This window comes from Bradyrhizobium septentrionale, from assembly GCF_011516645.4.
Taxonomy (GTDB): Bacteria; Pseudomonadota; Alphaproteobacteria; order Rhizobiales; family Xanthobacteraceae; genus Bradyrhizobium; species Bradyrhizobium septentrionale.
On record NZ_CP088285.1, the window covers coordinates 1,268,879 to 1,287,427 of the forward strand.

Consider the following 18,549-nt stretch of genomic DNA (forward strand, 5'->3'; position numbering starts at 1 on the left):
CGGGCTGCTCGCGCGGCATGGCGGCGAACGCGCCATCCCCGTCCCGCGGTTGGGGTATAGCCTCAAACCGATCGAACCAGGGCGCCGTTCAAGATGAGCGCACTCCTGCTATATTTCCTCATCTATACGTTCTTCCGATCGATCTCTAACGGCGTCGATCGTTTGTCCGGGACGAGCTTTTCCATGATCCTGTCGATCACCGTCCTCGGGATCGGTGCTGTGGCGATCTGGCAAATGCGGGACGTCAGGATACACAGACGAATTTTCACACTGCTGATCTGCTTGTCCATCTTTATTGCCGCTTGCGGACTGTCATTTATCGTCAGCGCTGGAGCCGGCAAGATAATCGACCAATATTCCGCCTGGTACGAGATCTTCAGGTACCTGCAACTGATCATGTTCGTGGCATTGCTTTCGTCCCTCTACCGACATCCACGTTTTTGCCTCAACGTCCATCGCGTTTATATGTCGCTGCTGTTCATCATTTCCGCCGTCGGACTAGGTCAATACCTGACCGGTCATGCAGAGCTTGTCACCCAATACGACAAGTTTAAGCGGGTGGTGGGTCTTTCTTCGCATCCAGTGCCCTACAGCCTGGAGATCGTATTGACCTTTTTCGTTTGCGAGCTGTCGCGCCGGAAATTGCGACTGCCCATTCAGCACTTTCACATTGCGGTGTACGTTCTGTTTCTTGTTGCCCTGGTCCTTTCTGCTTCAAGGACCGGTGTCGCGCTGCTCGGGGTGACCCTCAGCGTATACTTTTTTGTCCAGCGGCCTGCCCTCCTTCCGGTGTTCGCGGCAGCATTCGCGATCCTTATATGGATATCTCCGTTTGGAGAGTTGTTTTCGGAGCTGAACACCGTTCCGGACTACATCATGAGAGGCGAATATGCGGTGTGGGACTGGCGCACCGCGCCGACCTCTGTCCATTGGCGCATTCACCACTGGTACTATCTGTCCACACTTGGATTGGAACGAGCGTGGACCGGATATGGCCCCGGTCAAGTAGGGTTCTATAGCCCGTTTCTTCTTTTGGCGCATAGTCAGTTCGTGGAAATATTCTTCGAGTCGGGCGTGGTCGGCCTGATCACCTTTGCCGTGTTTTGGTTCAGTCTTCCGCTGGCCGCGATGTCGGACCGGCAGCGGCTCGTTTCCTCATTTGGAAAACGGTCAGCAGAAATTGGAATCCTGCACTTGTGGCTTGCGATGTTTGCCGGCGTGACGCTGGTTGCAACGTTCGATGCGAGCTTCGACAGGGAAACGGTGGCGTTTTCGCACTTGATCGTCAGCATGTTTGTGGTGCTGGCTCAACCTGAAGCCGTCACCGAACGTGACCCAAGATCGCGCTACTCGCACATCTCGATGACTGCTGGTTCGCGGATTGAAGCATCGGCGAGCCGAGAAACTATCTGAACAGCAACATGGCCGCTGTTGGTATCATCGGCCGATACTGGTTATGAGCACCTCCCATGAAAGAGCATCTTGCCATTCCGCTCACGGCTCTCATGTTACACGGCGCCCTCGTCTCATCGGCGAGCGCCGCGACGATAGCGCCTCCATCCCAGTACGGACGATGCAGCGACAACGGCAATCTCTTGTTAGAGATCGAATCTGCATCGCACATGACGCAGCGGGCAATGTGTCATCAAAAACCAGTGCTGCAGGTGCAACTACGCGAGCCTCCGGCGCTCAAACCCATCTGCACGTCCTTGTCGATCGATTGTGTGGTTTCGCAAACTTCCGGATATGACAACGGAATATATCCACAAGGAGTCAGGACCTATTTCTCGTGGTATGCAGGTGGCCCCGCTGCCACCGGGAACATTGCTTCTCCTTCCAACTTCTCTTCATTGACGGGTTGGGGACAGATATATCCGCAAGTCGGTGTTTCGAACGTTGCTGCCAGCGTCTATCTGAAGGACTATCGCGTCTATGTGCACTTGACGAGTGGCGGTTGGCAACTTGTACAAGATCAAGCCACGAATTCCATCGGTGGCCGGCGTTACGTGGCAGACTTCTCCAACAACTCCTCTTCGGAAATGAGTCTCGTTGTTCAGCCTGACGGAAGCGTAAGAATGGACTCGCCAGCATCCGGCTATAATAATCATTTCTGGATTGAGCCGAGAGGATCGTATGCTCCCGGAACAGTCAACGGGGTGTTCTCGCTGGCACAGCTACGCACCGATGATGCAAGTGCAAATCTGATCGCAAACTTTGGAGCTGACTGGTGGAGAGACACCTCAGCTCCGTACCTCTACCTAAATGGAGTGTTTGTAAATAATCCCGGCATCGGCATGGGCACCTGGGTCAAGTTGACGACGACGTACCAGTACTTCTTCTTCACGACCATGACCAAATCGCAACTGCAAGCCGAGCCGCCGCCATTGAGATAGCTGAACAGTGCTTCAGTGCTCGACAGATCCGCTCGGGCACTTGCCGCAACAGCCTCCGCGTCCAGGGCGCTCGCCAAGGATCATCGCATGCGCGGCGGCAAGATCTGAGGGGGTGGTTCAGGAGCGGCCACGATGGCGATGGAAATCCAGAATATCCCGTTCAGCCCTGAGCTTGTTGACCTCACGCCTGAGCCGCGCGATTTCCTCTGCTGCTCGGGCTTCATCTGGCCGTGACCCGGCAAAGGCCTGCACAGGATCGGAGCCGAACTCCTTCACTCATTCTCGCAAAACATTCTCATGAACCTCCCAGGTCTCGGGCGGCTTGCGCCGCCGATACCCCGCGTTCTAGCTGGCGAGAACCATCAGTGATGCCCCGCCGAGCAAGCGCACAGACAGGTCCTCTCCGGCAACAGTCCGGACAATGCGCCGCCCGGCGTTAGCGAGGAGGGTTTTCGTGGTTCGCCATTCGGGATGGAGATGGAGGAAATCTTCAAGCCTGGTGTACTGACTGTCAATGATCTCAAAGCCGGTGTCGCGCAGTGTCGCCAGAGCTGTTGCCCGATCAAAGTAATGCAGGTGACCAACCTCCTTGCGTTTCTGAAGGGGCTGATCGCGCAGAACGCTGAGGACATTGAGGTCGAGGGGAATATGAAACACATAGTATTTCGAACGTCCCCTGAGCTTTCGCAGAAAGCCCATATAGTCATCGATGTGCTCGAAGACATCGATACACAAGAGACAATCGTAGCTTTCGTTGGTTTGCAAGAAGTCACCGCAGTGGAAGCTCAGGTTGTCTCTTGCTCGCTGTTTGGCGACGCTTACGGCATAGGGAGCGATATCGTAGCCAACGGCGGTTGAGTCACGGAAGATATCCTGCTGAAGAAGGGCTGTCAGAACGCCTCCCACCCCGCAGCCTACGTCGACGATGGTCCGGCAAGTGATGTTGTTGGCGCGCACGATCTTGGCGATCTTCTCGGCCTTGCCAGCGGCATCTTCGTCATGCCAACCTGGATGGGCCTCGGCATAGCCTTTTCCAGTATAGAGATCGCTTGACATAAGCTCTGCCCCTCCGGCATTCGCCATCGTTCCCTCCCTTGATTGAACTGCGACTTGGACGGCAGATCGATAATCCAAAGTTTCAACCAGCTTTTGCGAGCTAAGCGGCCATCGCTAACTCTGACAGCGATCAGCGCCGCGCCCACGACCAGCGCAATTGCGCTCCATAATCGCAGTTCCGGTTCGTTCGGGAAACTAATCATTTCGAGTTAGTAGAACGCCCTAGGTAGGTAGCAAGCCTGCCCCACGAGGTCTGAAAGAGAACAACAGCCAAGGCGGCGAGCAGCCGCAACAAAATCGAGCGATCTCATGCGCGATGAAGCCGCGTTGCTTCCCTGTTTCATTTGAGCCTGAACGAAGCCCCTCGCACCACGCGTCAAGATCGATCGACACTACGTGCGTTCGTCTCGGCTGGCGCCGTCGCTTTCGATCTCCCGCAACGCTGGTGCCGAAGCAATCCGATGAAAAAATCGAACGTGTGCCTTGAACCGATCCGATAGGGCACGTGTCGGCACCATATACGCGTGTATAAATCACATTTTGAAACTTTTTTCGCCATTTTTAATTATTAACCCACCGGCTCAGCAGTCGGGGGGGCCAGCTACCAAAAACCCACTGCTTGAAATCTCCTCGCGGTTCGAGGCTGCAATGCTTTGAAATCTGTTCGCGACTCAGGTTGCGAGCATGCAATCTGTCGCACGTCTCTGATGTGCGGCATTGGAATTCCTCGTCCTTAAACTTGGTCTGCAATGGAGAAACACAGTGGCGCTGACCGATGTCATCTATCAAAATACGCCAGGCAACAGCGAAGGGTTTCCGCTTGGTGTCCCCACAAGCTATTCCTGGTACGGTGGCAGCACCGGCCATACGGGCAGCACCCCGCCCTCCAATTTCACCTCCGTCACAGGGTGGGGACAGGTCTATCCCAAATCCGGAGCGACCAACGATTCCAATCCGGCCAACGTTCAGATCGCGGACTTCCAGACGTGGGTGCATTTGAAAGGTGGCGGCTGGGTCCTCGTACAAGATCAGGCGACTGACCCCATCGCCGGAGCTCAGTTTCTCGCCGATTTTTCCGGCAACACGAACTCTGCCTGGGGCGTGACAAGGCAGGCGGACGGCAGCGCGATGGGCGCTGCGCCGCTCAATGGATACAACGACCATTTCTGGCCGGGCTCACGCGGCAGCTACACTGCCGGAACGGTCGATGGTGTCTACGTCCAAGCCAACATGAGGACCACTGATCCGAATGAGCATCTCGTTGCCGATCTGGGAGCTGATTGGTGGCTAAACCCTACGGCCCCATACGTCGACGGGTTCTCCAACAATCCCGGTGCCGGGATGAGCGATTGGGTTGAACTGACGACGAGCTACCAGACCCTTTATTTCACCTCGATGACGTCTGCTCAGTTGCAGGCCGATCTGCCGCCTCCGCTGAGGGGCACTTCTGCCCCCACGACTCCGACGCAACCGACCACTCCCACATCACCCACGACGCCAACCACCCCGAACGTCGCACCGTCGGTGACACAGGCCTCCGCTTCACCGGGGACCGGAACCGAGCACGTCGGTGATGTCGTCACGTTGACGCTCACCTTCAGCGAGGCGGTGACCGTCGGGGGTGCGCCTACGCTGTCGCTCAATGATGGCGCTAAAGCCACCTATGCAGGCGGCTCCGGGACAAACACGCTCACCTTTCGGACGACCGTCGCGTCGACTGATACGAGTACGTCGGCACTCGCCATCACCGGGGTCAGCCTCGCGAACGGCGCGACCATCAAGGATTCCGGCGGCCTCGCAGCGAACCTCGCAGGCGCGGTGAAGACGTTCTCCGGTCTCCAGATCTCGACGGCTCCGACCGCTCCAACCATGCCGACGCAGCCAACCACACCGACGACGCCGACAACCCCGTCGACTCCGACTGTGACTGCCCCGGTGCTCTCTGTCGCGGACAACTCGCTCTGGGTGGCCGGCAGAGGCGGTCAGGTCGACCTGGGGACAAAGGTGTGGACGAATGATCCCAACGATCGCGTCAGCCTGAACATCAGAGGGCTGCCGAGATACGAGACGATCACGACCGGCGACGGCACCAGGTTCAGGGGTGACAACATCACTCTGAGCTCCGCTCAGGTCGAAAGCGGACTGACGTTGACATCGTACTACAGGGGGAACGCTCATCCCGTCGCGAATCTCACGCTGACTGCGAGTGGGACGGACCCGGTCACCGGCGCTGTGACGAAGGCGGCGTCGCAGACAATCACCGTAACGGATCCTCGGCCGTCCAGTTCGTCGCCGAGCGCGCAGAGCTTGGCAAGCCAGAGCTTCGCGCAGCTACTGGGGTCGGACACCAGCACACTGGCGTCCACCGCGCCGCAGACGACCAATTCGGCATGGCAAGACACGGCAAAAGCGTCCCACGCAAGCCAGAGCTTCGCGCTGCTGAACCAGTTCATGGCGGGTAGCTCCGGTCGGGTCGACAGCGGTCAGATCGTAGCGGCCTTGTCGAGCGGGACCGGTTGGACACAGAACTCGTTGCTGACCAAACCTCAAGGTTGATCCAACGGCTGCACCCAGGCGCTCTGCGCCTGGGTGCAGCACCATCGATGCTGGGGGATAGAGAACGAACGTCGATCCTCGACGTGGCAGCGAAGAGATTGTCACTCGCGGGGAATTATTCTCGGTTGGCTTCGTCGCTCGCGCCTGTCTTTCTGACCGATCGAGCGCATGCCGGCGCAAGAGGCAGGGTATGGGGAAATGTCAGGGCGCTATCTACATGTGCAAAAGTCACGGTTTGAAACTTTTTTCGCCATCTTTCCTGATTAACTAACCGGCCAGCAGTCGGGGGGCAATTTCCAAATATCCCGCTGCTTTGAAATCTCCTCGCGGTTCGAGGCCCGAGTGCTTTGATATCTGCTTGCGCTTTTTTGGCTGCGAGCAGGCGGCATGCTGCGCGCCCTGGTGATGCGTAGCATTGAAATTCCCAGTCTTTGGAAATGCACGAGAAGGAACACAAACGCGGTCTTGGACCGCGAAGGGTAGAGTAAAGAAATGGCGATCCAGAATGGAAATGCCGATGCCGCGGATCTGGGGCTTCGCGCGCTAGCTCTGTTTCTCCGCCTCCATGGCGTGAATACTGTGCCGGACCAGCTCCGCGATCGCTGTGGAAGCGATGAGATCGGCATCCGCGCGATGCTTCGCTGCGCGCGCGAATTTGGGATCAAAGTCCGCTCGCGGACGACGGATTGGACCCGCCTTGCGAGTATCCAGCTGCCCGGAATCGCCTCACTGCGTGACGGCGGATTTCTGCTGCTGGGAAAGATCGACGACCAGGTGGCGCTCGTGCTGCACCCGACCTCGTCGCATCCAAGCCGGATGACACGCACCGAATTCGAAGCGATCTGGGACGGCCGTCTGATCCTCGCCGGATCACACAGCCTCACACATCACGCGCTTCACACCCTTTCCGGCATCGGCGCGCAATGCGTTAGCCTGGGTGCCCGCTTGGCGCGCCGCGCCGGCGACGTCCTGACGGGCGCACGCGATACCCTGATAAAGGCCGGCGGAAGCGTATTGATGAAGGTTCGCGACACTTTGATGCGGGGGCCTCTCGCCGCTCCTGGCGATGTCGCAGACCATCCGGCGGCGCCTGAATCCTCGGTCGATTCCAAAGATGACGACGAATCCGGGCTCATTGCGCTGGCGATCCTGCTACGTTGCCATGGAATCGCAGCCGACCCGGGCCAAATCCGCCATCGGGTCGGCGCGGCACGCCTCGGCGTGACCGAAATCCTGCGCTGCGCCAAGGATTTCGGGCTCAAGGCAAAGGTCCAAAGGACGAGCTGGAACAGGCTTGCGATCACGCCGCTTCCGGGAATAGCGCTGCTGCGCGACGGCAGCTTCCTGGTTCTCGGCAAGGTCGTCGACGACAAGCTCCTCGTCCAACGGCCGCTGTCTCCGCGACCCGAATCAATCACGCAAGCCCAACTTGAGGCGATCTGGGACGGCGGCATCATCCTGATGGCCCGCCGTGCGAGCCTCACCGATCTCGCTCGACGCTTCGACATCGGCTGGTTCGTCGGCGCCATGCAGAAATATCGCCGACTGCTCAGCGAGGTGCTGGTCGCGTCGTTCTTCCTTCAGATCTTTGCCGTCGTCTCACCGCTGTTCTTCCAGGTGGTCATCGACAAGGTACTCGTGCATCGGAGCATGAGCACGCTGGACGTGCTGGTCATCGGCCTTGTCGTGCTCACCGTGTTCGAGGCTGTTCTGGAGATTCTGCGCGTCTATCTGTTCGCGCATACGACAAACCGTATCGACGTTGAGCTCGGTGCCAGGCTGTTTCGTCACCTGATGGCGCTTCCGATCGCCTATTTCCAGGTCCGCCGCGTCGGCGATTCGGTGGCGCGCGTCCGCGAACTGGAGAATATCCGCCAGTTCCTGACCAGCTCAGCGCTCACGCTGGTGATCGATCTGGTGTTCACCGTCGTCTTCCTCGCGGTGATGTTCTATTACTCGACGACGTTGACCTGGATCGTGCTGGCGTCCTTCCCGCTCTACATCGGTATCTCCGCGGGAGCCGCGCCGCTGTTCCGCGCGCGCCTCGATGAGAAATTCAATCGCGGGTCCGAGAACCAGGCCTTCCTGGTCGAGAGCGTCACCGGTGTCGAGACGCTGAAGGCCATGGCGGTCGAACCGCAGATGCAGCGCCGCTGGGAGGAGCAGCTCGCCGGTTATGTATCCGCAAGCTTCCGCGTGCTCAGCTTGAACAATACGGCGAGCCAGGCGGTCCAGATGATCAACAAGCTGGTCGTCGCTGCGACCCTTTACTTCGGCGCCCGCTTGGTGATCGGCGGGGACCTGACCGTCGGCGAGCTCGTCGCGTTCAACATGCTGGCCGCGCGCGTCAGCACGCCGGTTCTGCGGCTCGCGCAGATCTGGCAGGATTTCCACCAGGCCCGCTTGTCGATCGATCGTCTCGGCGACATCCTCAACACCATGCCCGAGCCAAGCTTCACGCCGTCTCGGGCGGCCCTGCCCCCGATCCGCGGCCACGTCGCATTCGAGCACGCGAATTTTCGTTACCGCATCGACGGCCCCGAAGTACTGCACAATGTGTCCTTCAGCGTCGAGCCGGGCCAGGTCATCGGCATCGTAGGCTCGTCGGGCTCGGGCAAGAGCACCATCACCAAGTTGATCCAGCGTCTTTATGTCCCTGAGAGCGGGCGCGTGCTGGTCGACGGCGTCGATCTCGCGATGGTCGATCTGAGCTGGCTACGGCGCCAGATCGGCGTCGTGCTGCAGGAAAACGTGCTGTTCAACCGCACGATCCGCGACAACATCGCGCTGGCCGATCCAGCCATGCCGATGGAGCGCGTCATCGAGGCGGCAATGCTTGCCGGCGCGCATGATTTCATCCTGGAACTGCCGGAGGGTTACGACACCGTCGTGGGTGAGCGCGGCAGCAGCCTGTCCGGCGGGCAGCGCCAGCGTATCGCAATCGCGCGTGCACTCATCACCGATCCACGCATCCTGATCCTTGACGAGGCGACCAGCGCGCTGGATTATGAAAGCGAACGCGCGATCCAGCAAAACATGAAGCGGATTTCCGCCGGACGGACCGTGTTCGTCATCGCTCACCGGCTATCAACCGTACGCAATGCCAACCGGATCATCACCCTCGAGCATGGCCGCATCGTCGAGGACGGCAACCATGACGAGTTGATCCGCACCAACGGCCGTTATGCCAACCTTCACTATCTGCAGGCGGGTATCCATGACGGCCGCTAACCGCAACATCGTCCCGTTTCCGCGACGCGAGATTCGCCGCCGCGAAAACGAAATCGCCTTTCTGCCGGCGGCGCTCGAGATCGCCGAATCGCCGCCGTCGCCGATCGGGCGCGCGATCGGGGCGAGCATTATCGCCGCGTTCTGCGTCGCGCTGGTGTGGGCGACGCTCGGCAACGTCGATATCGTCGCCAGCGCTTCCGGCAAGATCGTGCCGGGCGGACGCACCAAGCTGATCCAGCCCTTTGAAACCGGCGTTGTCCGCGCGATCCGCGTCCGCGACGGCGAGAGCGTCAAGGCCGGCGACGTCCTGATCGAGCTCGACCCGACAATGACGGAAGCCGACCAGGAGCGCCAGAAGAGCGATCTGCTTGCGGCCGAGCTCGATGTCGCGCGGCTGCGCGCGGCGCTGGCCGCGGATCCGCTCGCCGCCTTCCAGCCTCCGCAGAACGCAAGCGCCGCCGAGGTTGAGATGCATCGCCAGTTCCTGATCAGCCAGCGCGCCGAACAAAGTGCAAAGCTTTCCGAAATCGAGCGCCAGCAGGGTCAGAAGGAAGCGGAACGGGCGACGACATCGGCGAGCGTCGCCAAGCTGGAGGCCACGATCCCGGTGCTGAAGGAGCGCGTCGATATCCGCAAGGGTCTCGTCGAGAAGGCACTGGCATCGAAGGTCGTCTATCTCTCCGAATATCAGGAACTGGTCGCCATGCAACAGGACCTCATCCTGCAGCAGAGCCGGCTGCACGAAGCCGATGCGGCGATAGCGCTGTTGAAGGAGACCAAGGACAGGACCGGCGCCGAGTATCGCCGCGCGACCTATGATGCGCTTGCAAAGGCCGAGCAGAAGGCTGCGAGCGCCGCGCAGGAGGTGGTGAAGGCGGACCGGCGAACGAAGCTCCAGCGCTTGACCGCACCCGTCGACGGCGTCGTGCAGCAACTTGCCGTTCATACGGTGGGCGGCGTGGTGACGCCGGCTCAGGCGCTGGCTGTTGTCGTCCCGAGCGAGAGCCATCTCGAGATTGAGGCCATGCTCTCCAACCGGGATATCGGCTTCGTTCATCCCGGCCAGAAGGCGGAGATCAAGGTCGATACGTTCAACTTCACCCGCTACGGGCTGCTTCATGGCGACGTGCTCAGCGTGTCGACGGATGCCATCACCCGCGATCGGCCGCAGGGCGGCGCCAATGACCGGACATTGGGCACAGCGCAGAGCAGCAGTGAGCCAAAAGGTCAGGAGCTGGAATATGCCGCGCGCGTTTCGCTCGACCGGACGCACATGCAAATCGAGGACAAGCTCGTCAAGCTCGGGCCAGGCATGGCGGTGACGGTCGAAATCAAGACCGGCACGCGCAGGATCATCAGCTACTTGCTTTCACCGCTGGCGCGCTACCGGCAGGAGTCCCTGCGCGAGCGGTAGACGGAGCGCAGCCCATCGTCGGGCATTGAGAACGAGGCACGGCGCGGTTTAGACGAAGCGGGGCGCGGTGGTGGGACGATTGGGGTGAGATCGCCGGCCGATTGGCGCATGCGCTATCGGCGCAACGCTTCCAGCCGCGATTTCGCCTCCTGGACGCCCGCGGCTTCGGCATTGGCATAGAGGTCTCGAGCTCTGCGCGCGTCACCGCGCGTGCCGTAGGTCCCCCATTTGGCAAGAATCAGGGGATCGTAGGTTTCTGCCAGCGCGAAGCTCGCCTGGGCGCTGCCCATTTCGACGGCGCGCTCCAGTACAAGCCGCGCCGCGCCAATGTCGCCCTGCCGCAGCATCGATCTCGCTCGCGCAACCAAACCTGCAGCTTCTTCAGCTTGCTCGGGAGCAGGCTGAGCAACAGCACGAGCAGGCGCTGCCAGTGGTTGCTCGGCGATTGGGTTAGCGGCCATCTTGGCGGACGTGGACTTGTCCCGCGCCGCCGACGAGCCGGTCGCCACGACTTCTGACGCAGCGCCATGCGCGTCGCGAGCCTGCGCCTCATACGCATGGATTGCACTCAGCCACAGAGAGGGATTCTGTGACCGCCCGTCGGCCCTTGCACGCAATTGCCTCAACTCGGCGGCACCTGCTTCCGCTGCCTGCTTCTGCAGCAAAACTTCCTCGCTCGCCTTTGTCGCTCGCGCCGACTGGACCTCACGATCGCGATGCGCTGCCGCCAGATCCTGCTCCAGCCGGGCCGACCGCTCACGCTCCTTTTGCAGGTCCGCCGCGCCACTCTTCCCCGCCGATGCCAGCCGGGACATTTCCTCGGCTGCCTTGGTCACCAGCGCAGTCTTGCTCTCGACATCGCGTCGCGCCACCGCCAGATCCTGCTCCAGCCGTCCGGACCGCTCGCGCTCCTTTTGCAGGTCCGCGGCAGCGCTCTTCCCGGCCGCTTGTACCCGCGACGTTTCCTCGGCTTCCTTGGTTACCAGCGCCGTCTTGGAGTCGACGTCGCGTCGCGCCGCCGCCAGATCCTGCTCCAGCCGTCCGGACCGCTCGCGCTCCTTTTGCAAGTCCGCGGCGGTGCTCTTCGCCGCCGCCTGCAGCCGGGACGTTTGCTCGCCGGCTTGCGTCACCAGGGCAGTCTTGGTCTCGACGTCGCGCCGCGCCGCTGCCAGATCCTGCTCCAGCCGTGCGGACCGCTCACGTTCCTTTTGCAGGTCCGCGGCGGAGCTCTTCCCCGCCGCTTGCAGCCGGGACGTTTGCTCGCCGGCTTGCGTCACCAGCGCGGTCTTGGCCTCGACGTCACGCCGCGCTGCCGCAAGGTCCTGCTCCAGCCGGGCCAACCGCCCAATTTCGTCGGGTGTGGCTTTGTGAGCCAAAGCCGCGCCGCTTTCAGCTGCCCGCCTGAGCTCCGCCGCTTCTTCTCCGGCCTTAAGGGCCTGCGCCTCGTAGGCGTAGATCGAGCTGCGCGCCTGGGAAAGCTCCTGTGCCAGCGCGTCGGTCTTGGCGCGCGATTGCCTTAGATCGGCAGCCGCGGCTTCCACCGCCAGCTTGCGCCGCAAGACTTCCTCACCTGCCTTTGCTGCCAACGCGGTCTGGGCCTCGACCTCACGCCGCGCCAGCGTGAGGTCCTGCTCCAGCCGTGTGGACCGCTCTCGCTCCTTTTGCAGGTCCGGCGTGCCGCTCTCCCCCGCTGCCTTCAGTCGGGAGGCTTCCTCGCCTGCTTTCGTCGCAAGCGCAGCGTGGGCCTCCAGATCACGCCGCGCTGCCGCAAGATCCTGATCAAGCCGCGCCGACCGCTCGCGTTCCTGCTGCAGGGATGCCTGCAGCTTCGCTGTGCCCTCTTCCGCTACCTTCAGTCGGGATGCTTCTTCGCCTGCCTTCGTTGCCAGCGCGGTCTGGGTTTCCAGATCACGCCGCGCCGCCGCAAGATCCCGCTCCAGCCGCGCAGACTGCTCGCGCTCCTGTTGCAGGGACGCCTGCAGCTTCGCCGCACCGCCCTCTCCGGTCGCCTTCAGTCGGCTCGTTTCCTCGCCTGCCTTCGTTGCCAGCGCTGTCTGAGTTTCCACATTGCGCCGAGCCGCCGCAAGATCCTGCTCCAGCCGCGCGGACTGCTCGCGCGCCTGTTGCAGGGATGCCTGCAAGTTCGCCGCGCCGCCCTCTCCTGCCTTCAGTCGGGAGATTTCCTCACCCGCCTTCGTTGCCAGCGCGGTCTGGGTCTCGACATCGCGCCGCGCTGCCGCGAGATCCTGTTCCAGCTTTCCTGCCCGCTCACGCGCCTGCTGCAGGGCGTTCTGCAGCTCTGCGCCGCCCGGCGCGGCCTGCTTTACCCGGGCAGCATCTTCGACCGCTTTGGTCGCCAGTGCTGCCTGGGTTTCGACGTCGCGTCGAGCCGCGGCAAGCTGCTGCTCCAAGCCCTCCGCCCGCCCACGCTCGTACTCGATGCGCTGCAGCAGGCCGATATCAAGCCGTGCACTGGAGAGTTCGCAGGACAGTCGCTCCCCCCAATGGGACTCCTGTTCCGAAGGCTGTCCAATCCCGCCGGTCGCTCCCTGTACAACCAGCACCGAATCGTTCCTGCCGGCGCGGCCCGGCGGCACGCCTGCGGAATTGCCGCCCTCCGCCGCTCTAGCGGAATCGGGGTTGCGGGCAGCCGTCACATGCTGCGCATCTGGCGACGGGTGCGCCGGATCGGGCGACGCCCATGTTTCCGGCGCCCAGGCTATTGCGAGCATGGCGACGGTCGCCCGCAAGAGCGCGGGTCGTCCCACCTTGAGCACGTGCCCATTCGACGAGCCTACGGTTTCGCAGAAGGCACCTGCTTCATCACTGGGGAGAGCCGTGCGACCCATCCACAATCACCCCTCCCATAGCGACACGTTCCGTTGAGGTGCGGCATTATGCGCCCAACATCCACGCGAAGCCTATAATCCGCATCGAGGACCGACCCACCCCTTTCGGGTTAGTCGTGGATCCTTCTCCTGCAGTTCCATCACGCGCACGACGCCCGATTTCACTATCTCCGCCTGACGAACGATCGGGATGTCCTTGTTCTCGGCCTTGTGCATTCTTTCCTGGGTGTTGCCGCAGGCCTTGAACGCGATCTCGGGCGTGCTCAGCGCCAACTCTTCTTCGTGCGATGGCCCACCAGCACTGTGGACGCTTAGCGGCTAGCAATCCTCAGAACCTGGTCGTCGAGCTAGATCAATTCCGACAACATGCTCGCGCGTACTGATCGTTGCTTCAGCAATCGTATCCGGCGTCGACGTTGAATAATCCATGCCGAGCAAGCCAACGAAGGTCCGCTACTAAGAGCATCGCTGTCGTTCGCTTCCATATGCCTTGTCAACGCCGGGGCCAAGGGCGAGAGCGTCGGGCGCTGCAATCTTCCATCGGGAAACCGGTGTGAAGCCGGACGGGTGGCTTGCGGAACCGATGCCGTTACCTGCCGAACAGCCAATTCAGCAGGAAATCGGCTGGCGGAGCCGCCCATTGGTGTGATTTGATGTCGGCAGATAGACCTTGAGTGGAGGGGGCGGGCTTTGCCCGAGGGTCGGATTCAACGGCGGTTAGCTGGCCATCTTGGCCACAGACGTTGTCGGTTATTCCGCGCTGATGGAGCGAGCGGGGGAAGCCACCTACGCCGAGTTCGAGCGGCTCAGGCGCGAGGTGATCGAGCCCAGCCACTCCCGCAACGGCGGCCGCCTGATCAAGACGACGGGTGACGGCGCGCTCGCGGAGTTCGCCAGTCCCCTGGCCGCTACGCGATGCGCGATTGAGATGCAGGATCAACTTGCCTCGGACGGCAGTAAGCTCAAGTTGCGGATCGGGCTCAACCTCGGTGACGTGATCGTCGGCCAGGACGGTGACCTCTATGGCGACGGGATCAACATTGCCGTCCGACATCGTCGCGACGTTGCGCGCACAATTTCAGTCCTGCCGAACGTTTGCGCAGGACGAGCAGTGTGAGGCGGCCCACGCCGATGCCGGCGAGACCTCCCGCGGCCTTGACAATCGCATCAAGCAATCGGCCGTGCCGGTCCAGCGTCAGCAATTGTATCGCTTCGAGCGTGAACGCGCTGAAAATGACAAAGAGCACAATCAGCGCGGTGCGCCGCGGATAACCCAGCATGAAGGCCAGCGCCATCACCGCAAACGCCGCGAAATGCTCGACCTGCAGATTGGCAAACGACGGGCGGAACCGGATTGGGGACAGCGTCACGAACGCGATAAAGGCCAGCGCAAGCCAGCCGGCAATGACTCCGAACGTCTTAATCCTTGAAGCAAGCAAAAACACTTTCCCGGTCCAGGTGCCCTCAGGCGCACCATTGCTGGATTAGCGCATTGCTCGCGTCAGCGACAGGCTGAAACGGCAAATCTGGATTACCCCACGATGAGGGCGCTGATGCGCCCTGCCCGAAGTGTAATAGGCCGAAGCCGGATGATGAACTTCCGCGGCTGCCGCGAGGGCTTCGAAGCATGTTCAGCAGGCGCGATCGCCAAAGCTATCGGCTCAGGCGGCCGGGTCATCGGGGAGCACCGTCTTGGTCGGAGGTCGCGCCTTCAGCATCGCGTAGTCGATGGGCCGGACGGAGCCGAACAAAGTCCCGCCAATCGGAAGAATTGTCAATGTGATTGCGATCTGCGAGTTGAAGGCTCCTCTTTCCCCATAAGAACCCTTTTCACAAAAACACCGAACGTAAGTTATGTTCGGATGCCCGTCGCGGAGAATCCTGCCAAATACTTTTCGACTCATCTGCAAGCCGTACGATGAAAGCGGTCCCCGGCCGTGATCACGCATTTTAGCCGGGGCCCTGCGCGGAGACCGCACGGGTGCAGTTGCACCCCAGGAACAGCGTTTGCGAGAAGTGCCAAAAGTCATATTCAGCGAAAAGACCAACGTGGGCTGCCGCTTGTAAGGCGGGCGGCGGTTGCAGCTTGTTGGTGACAAACGTGCAACAAGGGCGGGAAGGCTACCCCCCTAGCGCAAAGCTGGTAGCGCGCCACAGCAAGGGAGAATCCTGATGGATGAGAGAAGAGCTGTAGCATCATGAATCGAGGTTGGCCGCTACAACCTCACACGCCGCGTTAGCCCCAGCTCAACCCCTCGAAGCTGGGTCTCACCATCGACTGAATGCCGGATACGCTTCTCAGAGCGCGCGCCGTCAGCCAGAAGCTCAATTCTTTGCCGCAGATGGTCAACCAAAATTTCCGCGCCGATGGTCAGGCAGCCATCGTGTCCTCCAGGCACCTGGATCACTTCAAGTTGGGAAGTGAGATGCCGCCACGCCCTGCCGTCGTGTTCGGCCGTGTAAAAGGCAACAGGGACCTCGAGCGGTGCCGGACAATATTGCGCCATTGCGATTGAATAGAAGTCCCACAACACCGGCGGAATCTTGAGCGCGGAGACCATAATCGGCGCACTCTCCGACACCTTGGAGTGTCGCTCCAGTAGTGCCATTCGTTCAAACGCCGCGCTCAGAAGGCGAGGCGAAACCAGGGGTTTCAGCAGTCCCAGGATCGACCGAGCTATCGGACGGGCACTGACGGTAGGCGGGTCCACCATCGCAACCAAATCAACCTTGTGGCCGGCTGCCATCAGCAGGCGGGCCACTTCGAACGCCACTATGGCGCCATTGCACTTGCCGCCCAGGAGGAATGGACCACTCGCCTGCTTTGCCAGGATGAACGGCAGGCGGTCGGCGGCCATCTCCTCGATCGAGGTGGGAATCGGCTCGCCACGAAGACCATGCGGATTGATCGAGATGATCGGATAATCCGGCCCCAGAAGCGCCATTATCCGACGCAAACTCGGATGGCCGCTGACGAGGTCGCCGTTAAAGAAATGCAGGGGAGACCGATTGTCACACGCATGGGGCTGGAACAACGGCGTCGCCGGCGTGTCCGTCTGCGCAGAAACTCTTGCGGCAAATTGCCGGATGGTTTCTGCCCCGAACATGATCGTTTCCGGCACGGGACGGCCGACGAGCCGCTCGACCTCGATCAGCATCTCCATCGCTAGAAGCGAGTCACCGCCGCTGGCAAAAAAATCATCGTCGACGGTAATGGCCTCGCTCTTGAGCAGCCTGCGCCAGAGGGTCAGCAACTCGGCTTCCAAATCCAACGGCCCGTTCACGACAGGCACGGGCATTGTCGCCTGATGACCCGATCGCCGGTCGACCAACTCGCGCAGACATCGCCGCTGAACCTTTCCCGTCACCCCCTTTGGCAGATGATCGAGCGTCAGAATGCGTCTCGGGATCTTGAACGACGCCAACTCGCGTTGCAGGAACGGGCGAAGCTCCGCAGCGGTCGCCTGCGCACCGCGACGAGGGACAATGGCGGCTGCAACGTCCTCGCCAAGGCGCGGATGTGAGATCGCGAAAGCAGCAGCCTCGGCGATGGCCGGATGCCGCAGTAGCGCAGCTTCGATCTCAGCGGGAGCAATCTTCTCACCGCCGCGATTGATTAGTTCGCTCAGGCGGCCGTGCAGCGAAAGGAAGCCATCTTCGTCGAGGCTGCCGATATCGCCGGTGCGAAACCAACCCGCTGCGAAAGCGACTTGATTGAGTTCCGGCGCATCGAGATAGCCAGACGTAACGGTCGGGCCACGAACCCAGATCTCGCCGCGCTCGCCAGCTGCCAGGGGATGTCCATCCTCACCAACAATGGCCACGGTATCGGGCCAAGGTCTCCCGCAAGTGCCCTGCCTGTTCGGACCGGGCGGCAGTAAGTTGGCGGCGATCTGCGCCGCCTCGCTGGAGCCATAATGCTCCAGCACCGGCACGCCCAGAGCATGTTGCAAGCCGTCCTGCACGTTCCTCGGGAGCGGCGCACCGCCTGACACGACGAACCGCAGGGTGTGCGCAGCCTGTGCATTCTCGAGGCTCTGCGCCTTGTCCAGCACCGCGGTGTGAAGCGCAGGGCCTGCCGAGTACCAGGTCGGCCGCAGGACATCGAGCCACTCGTCCAGCGCGACGATGGTGCTGTTCGCCGGGATGGCAACGCTGCCTCCCGTCAGCAATGGCGTGAACACCGTTACTTTGAGCCCATGGGAATAGTAGGTGGACGACACGCTCAGGCATCGGTCCCGGGGCGTGAGACCGAACCAGGCCTGAAGCCGTGCGGCCGCCGCCAGCATATTGTCATGGCTGAACGGAATGAGCTTCGGCTGTGCGGTGGTGCCCGACGTCTGTAGGATGAAGGCGGGGGAGCGCGGATCCGGCTCCGCGTCGATCGCAGGGGAGCCGGAGACCTGCACGGCGATTTCTGGTCTAAGCTGACCGCGTCCGCCCGGAGCGGCTTCTATAATGGCAAGCCTTCTCCGCGCAGCGGCCTGGCGAGCTTCAGAGGCGCCGCCCTGCGGCACAACGATAGCGCTCAAGCTCAGCATGTCGAGACGCTGATCGATCTCAGATTGGGAGAGACGTGGATCGAGAGGAACCGCGATGCTGCAGCAGGCGACCGCCACGATGGCGAGAACCGCCTCCGGGCCGTTCGGCATCATGACCCCGATCCGGGCATTGCAATCGAACCCGGCCAAGCGCAGCCGCCGACGGAACGCATCCAGTTGGTGTTCAAGACCCTGGTATGTCAAAGGCGCAAATGTGCTGGAGACGATCGCTGGCTGGTTCGGGAACCGACGGGCAGTTCGACCGATCACTTGGCCCAGCGTGAGTCGGGTTTCCGACTCCGGGCCGTCGCGGGCGGAGACGCCCTCGGGGCGGATCGCGCCAGCGGGCGTCTCGTTGTCCAGAAGCATTCCCTCTCCCTGAACAGGTAAGTCCGGTCGCAGGACCGTAGTCGGTCTCTCCCGAAGATGCCCTGCTATGCTAAGTTAATGGCCATCGGGAAACAGCGGCAATTAGGGATTAGCCAATTTCGGTTGCAATGTGTCTTACT

10 protein-coding genes and 2 pseudogenes are annotated in these 18,549 nt (G+C 61.4%); 5 read left to right on the forward strand and 7 right to left on the reverse strand.

All coding sequences use genetic code 11. The annotated features are described in order from the left end of the window. The first annotated feature begins 93 nt into the window (after window positions 1-93). Both HAP48_RS07935 and HAP48_RS07940 read left to right on the forward strand, forming a co-directional pair. Window positions 94-1,413: an O-antigen ligase family protein gene (locus HAP48_RS07935; protein ID WP_166214218.1), complete on the forward strand. Its 1,320-nt coding sequence runs from the start codon at window positions 94-96 to the stop codon at window positions 1,411-1,413. Between the two features lie 56 nt (window positions 1,414-1,469). Next, window positions 1,470-2,393: a hypothetical protein gene (locus HAP48_RS07940; RefSeq protein ID WP_166202920.1), complete on the forward strand. Its 924-nt coding sequence runs from the start codon at window positions 1,470-1,472 to the stop codon at window positions 2,391-2,393. Window positions 2,394-2,513: 120 nt separating this feature from the next. Here the strand turns inward: HAP48_RS07940 and HAP48_RS07945 are convergent. Beyond that, window positions 2,514-2,763: pseudogene (locus tag HAP48_RS07945) on the reverse strand (transposase); the annotation flags it as partial. Further along, complete coding sequence (locus HAP48_RS07950; protein ID WP_166214217.1) at window positions 2,739-3,476, reverse strand: class I SAM-dependent methyltransferase; 738 nt, start codon at window positions 3,474-3,476, stop codon at window positions 2,739-2,741. The pseudogene HAP48_RS07945 and the gene HAP48_RS07950, both read right to left, overlap by 25 nt. A gap of 735 nt (window positions 3,477-4,211) precedes the next feature. On the opposite strand from HAP48_RS07950, the gene HAP48_RS07955 reads away from it, so the two are divergent. The 3 genes from HAP48_RS07955 to HAP48_RS07965 all read left to right on the forward strand — a co-directional run bounded on the left by HAP48_RS07955 (window position 4,212) and on the right by HAP48_RS07965 (window position 10,650). Continuing rightward, a complete protein-coding gene (locus tag HAP48_RS07955) occupies window positions 4,212-6,005 on the forward strand; it encodes a hypothetical protein (protein WP_224496961.1) in 1,794 nt (597 codons plus the stop codon). A 492-nt stretch (window positions 6,006-6,497) separates the two neighbouring features. Further along, window positions 6,498-9,236 carry a type I secretion system permease/ATPase gene (locus HAP48_RS07960; protein WP_166214216.1) on the forward strand — a complete coding sequence of 913 codons (2,739 nt, stop codon included), beginning with the start codon at window positions 6,498-6,500 and terminating at the stop codon, window positions 9,234-9,236. After that, window positions 9,223-10,650 (forward strand): HlyD family type I secretion periplasmic adaptor subunit, encoded by a 1,428-nt coding sequence (locus HAP48_RS07965; RefSeq protein ID WP_166214215.1) that lies wholly within the window; start codon window positions 9,223-9,225, stop codon window positions 10,648-10,650. The genes HAP48_RS07960 and HAP48_RS07965 overlap by 14 nt, the downstream gene beginning before the upstream one ends. A gap of 113 nt (window positions 10,651-10,763) precedes the next feature. Here HAP48_RS07965 and HAP48_RS07970 read toward each other — a convergent pair whose 3' ends face one another. From HAP48_RS07970 to HAP48_RS07990, 5 genes and pseudogenes are all read right to left on the reverse strand, one after another. Further along, window positions 10,764-13,499, reverse strand: coding sequence for a coiled-coil domain-containing protein (locus HAP48_RS07970; protein WP_166214214.1), 2,736 nt, complete (start codon window positions 13,497-13,499; stop codon window positions 10,764-10,766). A 72-nt stretch (window positions 13,500-13,571) separates the two neighbouring features. After that, a pseudogene (locus HAP48_RS07975) lies at window positions 13,572-13,778 on the reverse strand (hypothetical protein); the annotation flags it as partial. Window positions 13,779-14,088: 310 nt separating this feature from the next. Continuing rightward, complete coding sequence (locus HAP48_RS50430; protein ID WP_338028983.1) at window positions 14,089-14,553, reverse strand: hypothetical protein; 465 nt, start codon at window positions 14,551-14,553, stop codon at window positions 14,089-14,091. Further along, window positions 14,534-14,944, reverse strand: coding sequence for a VanZ family protein (locus HAP48_RS07985; RefSeq protein WP_175612351.1), 411 nt, complete (start codon window positions 14,942-14,944; stop codon window positions 14,534-14,536). Before HAP48_RS07985 ends, HAP48_RS50430 begins: the two co-directional genes overlap by 20 nt. Before the next feature lie 771 nt (window positions 14,945-15,715). Further along, a complete protein-coding gene (locus tag HAP48_RS07990) occupies window positions 15,716-18,409 on the reverse strand; it encodes an AMP-binding protein (protein WP_166214213.1) in 2,694 nt (897 codons plus the stop codon). Window positions 18,410-18,549 lie beyond the last annotated feature (140 nt).